The sequence below is a fragment of the Deferribacter thermophilus genome (assembly GCF_049472675.1).
Lineage (GTDB): Bacteria > Chrysiogenota > Deferribacteres > Deferribacterales > Deferribacteraceae > Deferribacter > Deferribacter thermophilus.
The window spans coordinates 21,512-34,344 of sequence record NZ_JAPNXM010000004.1; the positions used below are offsets into that span (position 1 = coordinate 21,512).

Consider the following 12,833-nt stretch of genomic DNA (forward strand, 5'->3'; position numbering starts at 1 on the left):
ATGAAAATCTTTTTAGATACAGCAAATATTGATGAGATAAAAGAAGCCGTTTCTTATGGTATCGTAGATGGTGTAACTACTAATCCGAGTTTGATAGCAAAAGAGAAAAGAGATTTTAAAGAAACAATTAGTAAAATCTGTGAAATAGTAAAAGGCCCAGTGAGTGCTGAAGTGATTGCAACTGATTACGAAGGTATGGTTAAAGAAGCAAAAGAGTTGGCATCAATTAGTGAATATGTGGTTGTAAAAATCCCTTTTACTGAAGATGGGCTTAAGGCAACATATACCCTAAATCTAGAAGGGGTAGATGTAAATATGACTTTGATATTTTCTCCAAATCAAGCATTACTGGCATGTAAAGCAGGTGCGAGGTATATTAGCCCATTTGCTGGTAGATTGGATGATATTGGACACGATGGTATGGATCTTGTATTAGATTGCCAGGAGATTATCTTAAATTATGATTTTGATACAGAGGTAATTGCAGCTAGTATTAGGCATCCTATGCATGTTTATCAGGCTGCTATTAATGGTGTAGATATAGCTACTATACCATTTAAAGTTTTAAAACAGTTGTTTAAACACCCTTTAACAGATATTGGTTTAGAAAAATTTTTGAACGATTGGAAAAATTCTCAAAAATAAAGGGGGAGTTACTCCCCTTTTTTCAATACCTGTTCTTTAAGTTTCCTTTTTAGTACTTTTCCTGTAGCAGTCATAGGTAATTCGTTTACAATATAGATTTTTTTAGGAATTTTAAAGTTTGCTAGATGTGACTTTAGATAGTTTTTGATATCTTTTTCATTTAGAGTTGCCCCTTCTTGAGGCATAACATAAGCCACAGGAACTTCTCCACTTGCTTCATCAGGGATACCAATAACAGCAGCAGCTTCTACACCAGGGTATTGATACAATAGTTCTTCGATTTCTCTTGGGTAGACATTAATACCTTTTACGATTATAAGATCCTTTTTTCTATCAACTATATATATAAAACCATCTTCATCAACTTTTGCCATATCACCAGTGAATAACCACCCATTTCTGATTGCTTGATCAGTTGCTTCTGGCAAATTCCAATACCCTTTCATAACATTTGGGCCTTTAACAATAAGCTCACCAATTTCTCCAACTGGTAATTCCTCTTCATCATCATTTACAACTTTTACTTCCACACCCGGTAAAGGTAATCCAACGGAATAAGGTTTTTGCCACTCGAGCCTGTTTACAGATACAACAGGGGAAGCTTCGGATAACCCGTAACCTTCTATAATTGGTCTATTAAACTTATTTTTAAATTCATTTAAAATCTCTTCTGGTAAAGGTGCCCCACCACTAACATGAATTCTTACTGGGTATAAAAACTTTATAAACCATTTAGGTAACTTAGCCTTTGATAGGGCAGAAAATACTTGGGGTACTCCGAGGAAAAAAGTAGGTCTTTTAAACAATAAAACATTTTTAAACTTTTTACTTCTTAACTCCATAACTGATCTTAAAATAATAATTGAGCAACCTAAAAAGGTAGGTAAAAGAACACATGTAGTAAAAGCATAAGAGTGGAACATTGGTAAGAAAAGTAAAAATCTATCGTTCTTTTTCACTTTAAATGCCTTGTTGCAGGCATCACAATTTGATAATAAATTTTTGTGAGTTAGCATTGCACCTTTTGGATGTCCAGTTGTACCTGATGTATAAATTAAAACCGCTAATTCATCCATATCGAAATCACATGGCAAATCTGAATCAGGCTCATCTTTAATTAATTCATTTAAATCGACTGAGTGGGGAGATAGATAATTATATGTTAGAATTGCTACTAAAGAGTCTACTTTATCTTTAAGGTATGCAAAATAATCTTTGTAATTTTCAGTAGAAATCAGATATTTAACCTGACAATCGTTTAAAATATATTCCACCTCTTCCTGCTTTAAGAAATTATTTATAGGGACAGCTATTGCCCCACATTTTGTAATAGCAAAAAATGAAAAGAGAAATTCTGGAGAATTATCCATTAATATTGCTACTCTATCACCTTTTTTTAGTCCAAGGTTGATAAGTGCATGGGCAATTTTGTTAGTAATTTTGTTAACTTCCATATAAGTGTATTTTTTATCTTCAAAGAAAATATATTTTTTTGATTTTAGTCTTTTTGCATTTTGAATTAACATATCACCTAAATTTTTAAAGTTCATTATAACCCCCTGTATGGACTTATTCCAATTTCTTTAAAAATATCAAAGAGTTTTGATACTGGAAGACCAACAACATTTTCATAGCTTCCATGTATTTTTTCTACCAATATACAACCCATAGTTTGGATCCCGTATGCTCCAGCTTTATCAAAGGGTTCATCATTTTCAATGTACCATTTTATTAAATCATCGCTGAGCGTTTTAAAAGTTACTTCTGTGATATCATAAAATTGTCGTATAAATTTTTTATTTTTATTGATAACTGCTACACCTGTAATTACCTGATGTGTTTTTCCACTTAAAAACTTAAGCATTTCAAAGGCTTTGTCATAGGTAATAGGTTTACCAAGCACTTTGTTTTCGCAAACCACAATTGTATCAGCACCAATTATAAATGCTTCATCAAAAATTCTTGCTACATCATAAGCTTTCATTGTAGCTAATCTGACAACTTCATCTGTAAAGTTATTTTTTTCATTAAACTCCTCTTTGATACTTGAAGTTACATATTGAAAGTTAATGCCTAATTTAGATAGTAATTCTCTTCTTCTTGGTGAGCCGCTTGCTAAAATCAGTTTCTGGTACATTTATTACCTCAATCATGATAAATTTTTAAAACCTTGTATGTAATTATTCCCGTTAAAATTCCTGTTGTTATTGATAGTAGTGAGAAATAAGGGAAAATTTTAAAAAAAGCAAGATTTTTTATGAAAAGGTGTTTAATTATAATAAATTGTGAAGCTATATGGAAAAAAGCACCAATAGCCCCAGTGGAAACAGGAGTGGCAAATTTTTTTGTTAAATAGGAATAAAAATACATCACTATGGTAGCTATTATTGTTGAAGGCAGGCCTATACTCATTTTTAATAAAAAATTTCCGGAAACTATAGGAATGATAATGGATTTTAGAAAACCAATTATAATAGCTTCACGAAAACTTAGTAAGTATATTGCAAGCATTATTCCAATATTGCTTAAACCCAGTTTCACTCCAGGAATAGGTATAGGGAACAGATTTTCAAAAAAACCTAAAACAATTGAAATGGAAGCAAATAGTGCTATTAGTGAAATTTTATTATTTTGATATTGCATCATATTCTGATTCTTCACACTCTATTGTAAGAGCAACTTTATTAGGAATACATATTGCTGCATCATTACATTCTGAAATCCAGCCTGTTTTTACACATATTTGTAATGGGCAGTCAGACTCTATTATTCTTGCTTTTTCGTCATGTATTTCAACTATCATATTTTTGTTAAAAGAGGATCTTAAATTTATTTTTCCATTTTTAAAGGGGAGTTTTATCTTTTTATCCTCTACTAATAGGTAAAGTTGCTTTTTGCCTACATCTTTCTTAATTAATGGATAAAACGATATCAATACAAGTAATGTAACAATAAAAATATCAAAAGGCTTAATTATTCTCATACTGAGCCCAGTTACAAAGCTTGAGAAGTTTGTTGTCAAGTGTGTATATCAATACAGGAGTGTTCAATTTTTTACAAAGTGTTTTTATTTTTTCTATAGGGAGCAAAAAGTATATTGTGCTTAAAGCATCAGCTGTTTTGGTATCATTTGCTATCACAGAAACACTTTTATAATTATTTGCAGTTTTACCTGTTTTTGCGTCGAATATATGAATTATTCTTTCTCCTGTCTCTGAAATAAAAAATCTTTCATAATTACCACTAGTAACAACTGCTTTGTTAGCTATAGAGATTACGCTTAAAAAATCATCATTTTTGTCTGGATGTTTTATTGCAATTTTCCATTTTTTCCCATTTTTATCCCCTAAAGCAAATAAATCTCCACCGGCATCAACTATTGCATTATTTACCCCTTTTGTTTTTAAAAAATCAATTACTCTATCAACTATATATCCTTTTGCAAAAGCTCCCATATCAATCAATATATTGGTATCTTTATAAATAAAATTATCTGATAAGTGAATGTGCGAAATACCAATTTTCTTTTTTGCAGCTTCTAATTCATTATTTGATGGAGTTTTAAAAGGGCCTTCTGGAAAGCCGAAAAGGGATGTTATAGTATATATTGTTATATCAAATCTTCCTTCAGAAATTTTTGAATATTTAATGGCATCAGCTAATAAGCTTTTAATTTTGTTATTAATTACTATTTTTTCGTTTGGTTTGCTATTGTTAAACTCTTTGTAAAAATCAGTAATTTCTGTCTCTTCATTTTTTATTAGTTTATAGCTTTCGTCAAAAAGTGAAGTTTTATTTGATGGTAAAGTAATATTGATAATAGTACCCAAAGCATAAAAACTCTTTGAGGAAAATTTTTTACTATTTTCACAGGAAAACAATATGGTTATTAAAATACAAAATATAAAGAATTTTTGCAATTTGGGCATAATGGCTCTTTTATATAAGTTTTAATATTGTAAAAAGTTCTTTCTATTAGCAAATTATTGCAGTGGGGGCAATAGCTGTTAGAAGTGTCTTCAATAAGAGCATTTCCAATATAAACATAGTGCAAATAATTTTTAGCTATTTCGTAACAGTTTCTTAAAGTATTTAGAGGAGTAGGTGGGTTATCTAATTTGTAATTTGGAAAGTATCTTGAAATATGTAAAGGGATATCAGGGCTAATTGAGGCTATGTATTTACACATTTCTTCAACTTTGTTTAAGTCATCATTTTTATCAGTAATTACAAGATTGGTTATTTCTACATGAATATTGTTTTTGTAATAAAGTTTTATACTTCTTTTTACAGGATTAATATCACCTTTTATCCATTTATAAAAATCTTTAGTAAAGCCTTTGAGATCAACATTTACTGCATCAATAAAAGGGATCAGTTTTAATAATGGGTCTTCATTGATATATCCATTGGTAACAAGTACATTTTTTAAACCTTTTTCATGAAAAAATTTTGAGCAGTCAAGTACAAATTCGTACCATACTGTGGGTTCATTATAAGTATATGCAATTCCGATAGAATTTTTTTCGATAGCTAACTGATAAAGTAAATCTATCGATATATTTTCTCTATAAGTTATTTGTGTCGATATTTGCCAGTTTTGACAAAAAGGGCATTGTAGATTACATCCGTTTGTACCAATAGATAGGATATAGGAGCCTGGATAAAAATGATATAAAGGTTTTTTTTCTATTGGATCAAGTGCAATAGATGTTACTTCGTTGTAACTGGTTAAATATAGTTTTCCATCAATATTTTCTCTTATTTTGCAAATTCCAGATTTTCCAGGTTTGATTATACAATGGTTTGGACAGATGTTACATTTTACTGTTTTTTCATCAATATTTTCATAAAATAGTGCTTCTTTTATCATCTGTCTCGTTTTATGACATATTCACTTAGATAAATTAGAGCGTCTTTATAGATTGAATTATCAAAAATTGATAGCTGTTCTTTAGCCTTTTCAATAAAACTGTCAACAAACTGTTCTGCTTTTTCTTTTATATTATATTTTTTCATTAATTCTATTATATAATTTAGGTCATCTTCGTTTGGCTCATCTTTTAAAATTATCTCTTTAATTTTTTCTTTATTATTAGCGTCTAAAATATCACGAAGAAGTATAAGTGGCAGTGTCATTTTCCCTTCTTTAAGGTCTGTCCCAGGTTTTTTACCAGTCTTATTTTCATCTCCAAGGTAATCTAAAATATCATCACTCATTTGGAAAGCTAAGCCTATTAACTTGCCATATTCCTTTAATCTATTGCGAGTATCCATATCCTTTTTTGCAAGAACTGCTCCTATCTCACAGCAGCTCGAAAAAAGAACTGCAGTTTTACTAAAAATTATTTTAAGATAATCATCCATTGATAGATCAAAGTTTGCAGTTTTTACCAGTTGGAAAACTTCCCCTTCACTCATAGTCTTGGCAGCATTTGCCAAAATCATCTGTACATCAGGATCTCCATCTTTTACAAGATTTACAAAAGCACGAGAGTATAGAAAATCTCCACACAATACAGTGATATCATTACCAAAAACTCTATTTGCAGCCTTTTTACCTCTTCTATACATAGCTCCATCAATTACATCATCATGTAATAGGGTAGCAGTATGGATATATTCTACAACACCACTAATAACGATGGATCTTGGACCATCATAACCAGAAAGTTTTGAAGATAAAATAAGGAAAACTGGCCGTAACCTTTTACCACCACTTTTGAATACATAGGAAGCTACTTCGTTTACCATTTGAACTTCAGAATCAAGGTTTCTTAAAAGCTCTTCTTCTACATTTTTTATTTCATCTTTCAAGAGGTCAAATACCTGATTGATCTGATTAATAGCCAATTTGTTTTACCTCTCCACTTTATTGTATTGAAAATTATTTTTGATTTATATATCTTAAAAAAACGGTAGAGTAAATATGAAATTAGGGGAATTGCATGAATTTTACACAAATTGAAGAGAAATATCTTACTTTTTTAAAGCTTTTTGATGGTTTGGATATAGAAAGTGGTGTGGGGTTGACGGTATGTGATGTTTCTTTTAATGATTTTATATCAGCAAAATATTTAGTTGATAAAAAAGATTTTAAAAGGATTTATGTAATCAATAAAGATAATACATTAAGTTATAAAAATACTATTCCTGTAAGATACGAAGTAAACTTAGCCTATACATTAGCAAAGGTTAAGGTAGATTATTTAACTTCATTTTGTGGGACTTTTCATTTTCAGCCAATGTATGATGTAATTTACGCAGTTAATATGAGCTTAAATGTTGGGGGGAAATTTTTATTTGTAGTTTACCCTCAGGTGTATGGGAAAAATGGTAAAAATGTTCTTGAAGTATTAAGCTCTGGTAGTGAAATTCCCGTATATGAAAAGTTAAAAAGATGGTTTATTTCTTTAAAAAATGGACTTAGTAACATTTTTATAAATATAAAAGAAGAGGAATTAATTCAGGATGTAAGTGTGGATGAGATAATAAATTTCTTCTCTTCAAGAAACTTTAAGCCTTATTTATTTAAGGATAACAGTGAACTTAATAAATTTTTCAAATTGATTGATAGGATTGATAATGAGTTTTATTTTGTTTGGAAAATAATTTCTGGGATGAAAATATAAAAGGAGGGAAAATGAAGTATATATCAACAAATAAAGCACCAAAAGCAATAGGCCCTTATTCACAGGCAGTAAAGGTTAATAATATGCTGTTTATTTCTGGGCAGATACCTATAAATCCTCAGAATAATGAATTATTTGAAGGTAATATTGAAGAGAAAACTGATTTGGTATTAAACAATTTAAAAAATGTTATAGAAGAAGCTGGCTTTACCATTAGTGATGTGGCAAAAGTTACAATTTATCTAAAGGATATGAGTAATTTTACAAAAGTAAATGAAGTATATGCAGCTTTTTTTGGTGAGCATAGACCTGCTAGAGCTGTTGTTGAGGTTTCAAATCTACCTAAAAATGTTGATATAGAGATTGAAGCGATTTGTGTGAAGGAGGAAGATTAAATGAAGCTTGGTTTTATTGGTTTTGGAAAATTAGGCTCAGCAATGGTGGAAAATCTTTTAAATCACGATATTGAAATTATTGGCTGGAATAGAACAAAAAGTAAAATGGAGCAATTTGATAAAGTTGTTAAAAAAGATACCCCTTTTCAGATTTGGGAAGATGGTGTTGAGGTTGTAATATTAAATTTATTTGACAGTAAATCAGTAAAAGAGGTTCTTTTTGGTGAAAATGGCCTAATCAATGACCAAGTAAAAAATAAAATTATAATTGATACCACAACAAATCATTATGAAGAGGTATTGGAAATATCTGACAGAGTTATTGAGAGTGGAAATGAATATATTGAAGCCCCAGTAATTGGGAGTGTAGTGCCAGCAAAAAATGGTTCATTAGTTGTATTAGCAGGATGTAAGAAGGTATTATTTGATAAATATGAACATATTCTTTCCCTTTTTGGTAATAAGATTTTTCACTTTGAAGAGTATGGTATAGCGACAAAGTTTAAATTGATTAACAATATGGTACTTGGTAGTTTTATGGCTGTTCTAAAAGAGGCTATTAATATGGCAGAAATGATAGGTTTGGATAGAAATACTGCTATAAATCTCCTTGAAAATGGGGCAGGGGATAGTCTTGTTTTAAGGGGTAAAAAGAGTAAAGTGCTGAGTAGAGATTATACTGCTCATTTTGATGTTAAAACATTACTCAAAGATCTCGACTATTATTATGATATGGCAAAGGAAAATAATTATCCTACGATAATTTCATCTATGATAAAAGAAATTTACAGAGCATTAGAAAAAAATAATTTAGGTGATAAAGATTTTTCTTCGATTGTTGATGAACTATATTGACATTTATAAAAAAATTGTTAAATACAATATTTTGATGCGGGCGTAGCTCACCTGGTAGAGCGCAAGCTTCCCAAGCTTGAGGTAGCGGGTTCGAGCCCCGTCGCCCGCTTTTAGATGCTCAAGCTACCCAGATTTTTTCAAAAATTTCCTCAATGATAATATATTTAACATAAGCATAATGGGGTTATTGCAAGGCAACAAAATTATCGGAAAAATCTCAAAATTGTTTTATCTTCAATAACTCTGATTGTTGTGAATTGTTATCATTCTAAATTTATTTTAAATACTGTATTAAGCCAAAAAGCGCTATTTTTTAATTGTGTAAATTTTACACATAACTGTTACCTCATTACACAGCTTAAATTGTTATTATATTTCTAAGTCTTTGAATTATCAATAAGTTAAGAATATTTGGCATTTTGGCATACACTATGCATATACATTAATGATTTCGCTTATAAGTAACAAAAAATAAAGGAGGTAGAGCGATGAAAAAACTTTTAATTTTAGGAGCAATTGTAGTATTTGGAGCAACTTTAGCATTTGCCCATGGCCCTTGGTATGGCAGAGGATATGGAATGGGGCCTGGTATGATGGGGCCTGGATACGGTTATCAGGGTGATGGTTATGGCCCAGGTATGATGAGAGGATATGGCAGAGGCTTTGGACCTGGATATTGTATGGGATATGGCCCAAATTATCAGGGTGAAGTAAAACAGATTACTGAAGAGGATGCTAAAAAAGCGGTAGAAAAAGTATTAAAAGAGAATTTCAAGGGTTATAAGATTAAAGATGTAGAAAAGTTTAGAATGCCAATGGGAACAATGTATGAAGTGGATGTGGTAGATGCAGCTGGTAACAAATTTGAATTTCATGTAAACCCATGGGGAAATGTGATGGGACCTTTCCCAGATAATTTTGATAAGGACAATGATTAGTAAGAGGGGTTAATCTCCCCTCTTTTTTTTAAAAAGGGGAAAATTATGATGCATGGATATGGTGGTTTTGGAGGCTTTGGTTTTATGGGGATATTTAGTATGGTTATATGGCTAGTTATCTTGATAGTGATAATCTATTTTCTTTTTATGTTTATAAGGGATTTTGGTTCAAAAAATAGTATTACAAAAACAGGGAAGAGCCACGCTCTTAATATTTTAAAAGAAAGGTATGCCAAAGGTGAAATAACAAAAGAAGAGTATCTTTCAATGAAAAAAGATCTTGAAAATTAAAATATTGTATTTTGATCTATAATATTTATCTTTATTATCAATAAATTCATAAGAGTAGAAAATTTATGTGTGCTGGGCTTATTTTTCATGAAGGTATGAAAAAACAGGAAATAAAAGTATTTTTCCCAAGACCTTATGCAAAAATCTATTATCTTACTAAAGATGGGAATAAAGATACTGCAATATGGGGTATAAGAAATGAGAAAGAGAAAGAAGAATTAAAGGTTAATCTACCAATAACTGGTTGGTCTAAAATAGAGAGTATAAAAAAAGGTTACTGGGATAAATATAATCCAGAGAAAGTATATATACCAGCAGTAAAATATATGGAGAAAGATCAGAGTAGAAAATCACATTGGTTTGATTTGGAAAATGATGAATTTTTGCTTGGGATACTAATAGAAGAAAACAACTCAAAGATTTGTTACCTTGTTACTCAACCATCACCTGAAAGATACAGGCACATACACGATAGATGGGTAATGATAACAAAAGTAAATAATCTTTTGAAATATATATGAGTTATTAGTTTTATAAGTATTTTTTAGATATAGCGATAAACTTGACTTTTTTAATTAAATAAACTAGTATAAAATTAAAATGCTTTTGGGGGAGTTTTATGAAAAGCAAAATTGCTGAAGCAATCAAAATGGATTATAATCCAGTGGCATTGATATGGTCTGATGAGAAGCCTGAAAATGCGATTCAATTTCAAAAAGGTAAATGGGGTTGTATTATGTGGCTAGCAACAAGTGCAGCTAAAGGCAAAACAGCAGTCTGTGATCGAGAAACATTTGGATGCTGGGGAGGTGGAGTAGGGGTAGGGTTTGGAAATCAATATGAAAATTTTCCAGGTGGGGAGGAGTGTTTTTGCCGTTTTCTTTCATCAGGTAATAAAAATTATGCTAAGGGTGAAGCAGTAGCTAATGATATGAAACCTTATATTAGAGAAGAATTTTACAATGATTTTTTATATGGAGAAAGATATCTTAAAACACCTGAGCTTGTAAAAGATTTTATCAAGGACTTGCCAATAATAGATATTCCTGCAAAATATGTTGTTTTTAAACCATTAAAAGATGTGGATATTGAGAATGAAAGTCCAGAGATTGTGATATTTTTTGTTAATCCAGATCAACTTTCTGCACTTGTAATATTAGCTAATTATTATAGAAAAGGTAATGAAAATGTAATTATTCCTTATGCTGCAGGTTGTCAAGCACTTGGCATATATCCCTATAAAGAAGCTAAATCAGAAAATCCTAGAGCAGTTATTGGTATGACAGATATTTCAGCAAGGCTTTATACCAGAAATCAGTTGGGAGAAAATATAATGTCCTTTGCATTGCCATACAGGATGTTTAAAGAGATGGAAGAAAATGTTGAAAATTCTTTTTTGTACAGAGATACATGGAAATCATTAATTGATGAGAAATAAAATATGTTGATTAAAGAAATAGAATGGAAAATTTAGCAATAAAAATATCATAAAATTAGGAAAAGTTAGGAATTCTTAGGAAAAGTTAGGAATTTTCCGAACTAATGATTTGAGGCTGTTGCACAATGGAACAATTTTCTGATATCACTATAGTTTCAGATTGCTTCGGCAGCTTACACTGCCTCGCAATGACCCAAAATTGCTGTCATTGCGAGCGTTAGCGAAGCAATCTGAGGTGCTTAAGCTGCAACACCTTAAACTTATTTTTAACTTCCACCTAATGCTTTATATAAGAATATTTGCTGCTTGAGATATTCTTTATTTAGATTGACAAGATTTATATATGTTTTTTCAAGGTGTTGTTTAGCCTCTATAACAGTTATGTAGTCAATGAGACCGTTTTTATACTGTTTTTCTGCAATATAAAGAATCCTTTTGAAATTTTCAATTTGTGTTTTTTGAATTTTAATTTGTTTTTGTATAGATTCAAGTCTAATAAATGCATCATGAATCTCTTTGAAAGCATTTTTTACTGTAAATATATAGTTTAAAAGAGCTTGTTTCTGTTTTGAGTTGGCAATTTTTACATTTGCTTTTATCCTTCCAAAATCGAAAATTGGTGCTGTAATACTACCACCTATATTCCAAAAGTTTGCTGAAGGCTGAAAAAGATTTGTTAAATCAGTACTTTGTAGCCCAAGTGCGCCGGTAAGAGAAATGTTTGGGAAATATGCTGCTTTTGCTACACCGATAGCAAAGTTTGCAGCCTTTAAGTTTTCTTCCGCCTGTATGATATCAGGCCTTTTTTCAACAACATCTGAAGGGATAAATGGTGGCAAACTAATAGGCTCAGGCATCTTTTCACATACATTATAACTGCTACCAAAAATCTCAGAAGGGCTTTTACCAAGAAGTAGTGACAATACATTTTCAAGCAGCTTTCGGTTTTCCTTTAATACTTCAAGGGTAAGTTTTGAGCCGTCAAGATTAGCTTTTTCCTGTTGCACGGTAAGCTCGTTTATAAGACCGTATTTAAGTTGCTTTTGCCTGTAATTGTAGCTTTCCTCATATCTTTTTATGAGCTCATTTTCGATTTGCAGTTGTTTGTCAATAGCACAAAGCTCAAAGTAGGTAGTAGCTACATCTGAAATCAGCTTTATCCTTACAGCATCAGCATAGCTTTTCTGGGAAAGTAAAAGGGCAAGTTGAGCCTTTTTCTGATTTTTAAGTTTGCCAAAAAAATCTATTTCATAAGACACGCCACCTGAAATTGAAAAATTGTTTGTAGTATAGCTTTTTCCTGTTGCTGAAACTTCTTCGCTCACTTTAGTCCTTGATGCACTACCTGCGGCATAAGTGTTAGGGTAAAGATTTGCTTTTGCCAGATTAAAAGCTGCTGAGGCTTCATTTATCTTTTCAAAGGCAATAAGAAGATTATCGTTGTTCTTTAGAGCATAATCGATGAGTTTATTTAATCTTTCATCATTATATCTTTTCCACCACTGAGTAAAAGGTTCACTTTTATTGTCTGTTATTTCAGCTTTTGGCAGCTCAATATTAGGCCTTACATATTTTGGGGCAAATGAGCATGAAACCAAAAGTAAGCCTATGGTTAATGAGATTACTATTTTTTTCATAC

The 12,833-nt window shown here is 31.0% G+C and carries 16 protein-coding genes and 1 tRNA gene; 9 read left to right on the top strand and 8 right to left on the bottom strand.

All coding sequences use genetic code 11. The features are described 5' to 3' along the window. On the top strand, positions 1 to 645 hold the full coding sequence (gene fsa / locus OWM07_RS04720) for a fructose-6-phosphate aldolase (protein ID WP_423302521.1): 645 nt from the start codon (positions 1 to 3) through the stop codon (positions 643 to 645). 8 nt (positions 646 to 653) lie between these two features. On the opposite strand, the gene OWM07_RS04725 is transcribed toward fsa, so the two are convergent. Genes OWM07_RS04725 through OWM07_RS04755 form a run of 7 tightly spaced genes read right to left on the bottom strand, consistent with a single transcriptional unit; the run spans position 654 to position 6,498 of the window. Next, the gene (locus tag OWM07_RS04725; protein ID WP_423302522.1) at positions 654 to 2,195 is read right to left on the bottom strand and encodes a fatty acid--CoA ligase; all 1,542 of its coding nucleotides are present in this window, start codon (positions 2,193 to 2,195) and stop codon (positions 654 to 656) included. Then, the gene (locus OWM07_RS04730; protein WP_423302523.1) at positions 2,195 to 2,782 is read right to left on the bottom strand and encodes a Maf family protein; all 588 of its coding nucleotides are present in this window, start codon (positions 2,780 to 2,782) and stop codon (positions 2,195 to 2,197) included. Before OWM07_RS04730 ends, OWM07_RS04725 begins: the two co-directional genes overlap by 1 nt. Before the next feature lie 8 nt (positions 2,783 to 2,790). Then, the gene (locus OWM07_RS04735) at positions 2,791 to 3,291 is read right to left on the bottom strand and encodes a Gx transporter family protein (RefSeq protein WP_423302695.1); all 501 of its coding nucleotides are present in this window, start codon (positions 3,289 to 3,291) and stop codon (positions 2,791 to 2,793) included. Then, entirely contained in the window at positions 3,272 to 3,628 is a 357-nt protein-coding gene (locus OWM07_RS04740) for a NusG domain II-containing protein (protein ID WP_423302524.1), read from the bottom strand. Before OWM07_RS04740 ends, OWM07_RS04735 begins: the two co-directional genes overlap by 20 nt. Then, positions 3,615 to 4,475 (bottom strand): FAD:protein FMN transferase, encoded by an 861-nt coding sequence (locus OWM07_RS04745; protein WP_423302525.1) that lies wholly within the window; start codon positions 4,473 to 4,475, stop codon positions 3,615 to 3,617. The genes OWM07_RS04740 and OWM07_RS04745 overlap by 14 nt, the downstream gene beginning before the upstream one ends. Before the next feature lie 59 nt (positions 4,476 to 4,534). Continuing rightward, a complete protein-coding gene (amrS, locus tag OWM07_RS04750; RefSeq protein WP_423302526.1) occupies positions 4,535 to 5,518 on the bottom strand; it encodes an AmmeMemoRadiSam system radical SAM enzyme in 984 nt (327 codons plus the stop codon). Next, a complete protein-coding gene (locus OWM07_RS04755) occupies positions 5,515 to 6,498 on the bottom strand; it encodes a polyprenyl synthetase family protein (RefSeq protein WP_423302527.1) in 984 nt (327 codons plus the stop codon). Before OWM07_RS04755 ends, amrS begins: the two co-directional genes overlap by 4 nt. 95 nt (positions 6,499 to 6,593) lie before the next feature. Here OWM07_RS04755 and OWM07_RS04760 point away from each other — a divergent pair, with 95 nt between their 5' ends. From OWM07_RS04760 to OWM07_RS04795, 8 genes are all read left to right on the top strand, one after another. Next, positions 6,594 to 7,277, top strand: coding sequence for a hypothetical protein (locus tag OWM07_RS04760; protein ID WP_423302528.1), 684 nt, complete (start codon positions 6,594 to 6,596; stop codon positions 7,275 to 7,277). 11 nt (positions 7,278 to 7,288) lie between these two features. After that, entirely contained in the window at positions 7,289 to 7,672 is a 384-nt protein-coding gene (locus OWM07_RS04765; protein ID WP_423302529.1) for a RidA family protein, read from the top strand. Beyond that, on the top strand, positions 7,673 to 8,527 hold the full coding sequence (locus tag OWM07_RS04770; RefSeq protein ID WP_423302530.1) for an NAD(P)-dependent oxidoreductase: 855 nt from the start codon (positions 7,673 to 7,675) through the stop codon (positions 8,525 to 8,527). 36 nt (positions 8,528 to 8,563) lie between these two features. Continuing rightward, positions 8,564 to 8,636: transfer RNA gene (locus tag OWM07_RS04775), tRNA-Gly, on the top strand. Positions 8,637 to 9,015: 379 nt separating this feature from the next. Then, entirely contained in the window at positions 9,016 to 9,465 is a 450-nt protein-coding gene (locus OWM07_RS04780) for a PepSY domain-containing protein (protein ID WP_423302531.1), read from the top strand. A 45-nt stretch (positions 9,466 to 9,510) separates the two neighbouring features. Continuing rightward, on the top strand, positions 9,511 to 9,756 hold the full coding sequence (locus OWM07_RS04785) for an SHOCT domain-containing protein (protein ID WP_423302532.1): 246 nt from the start codon (positions 9,511 to 9,513) through the stop codon (positions 9,754 to 9,756). 65 nt (positions 9,757 to 9,821) lie between these two features. Then, on the top strand, positions 9,822 to 10,277 hold the full coding sequence (locus OWM07_RS04790) for a hypothetical protein (RefSeq protein WP_423302533.1): 456 nt from the start codon (positions 9,822 to 9,824) through the stop codon (positions 10,275 to 10,277). A gap of 98 nt (positions 10,278 to 10,375) precedes the next feature. Further along, entirely contained in the window at positions 10,376 to 11,194 is an 819-nt protein-coding gene (locus OWM07_RS04795) for a DUF169 domain-containing protein (protein ID WP_423302534.1), read from the top strand. 266 nt (positions 11,195 to 11,460) lie between these two features. Here OWM07_RS04795 and OWM07_RS04800 read toward each other — a convergent pair whose 3' ends face one another. After that, positions 11,461 to 12,831 carry an efflux transporter outer membrane subunit gene (locus OWM07_RS04800; RefSeq protein WP_423302535.1) on the bottom strand — a complete coding sequence of 457 codons (1,371 nt, stop codon included), beginning with the start codon at positions 12,829 to 12,831 and terminating at the stop codon, positions 11,461 to 11,463. Positions 12,832 to 12,833 lie beyond the last annotated feature (2 nt).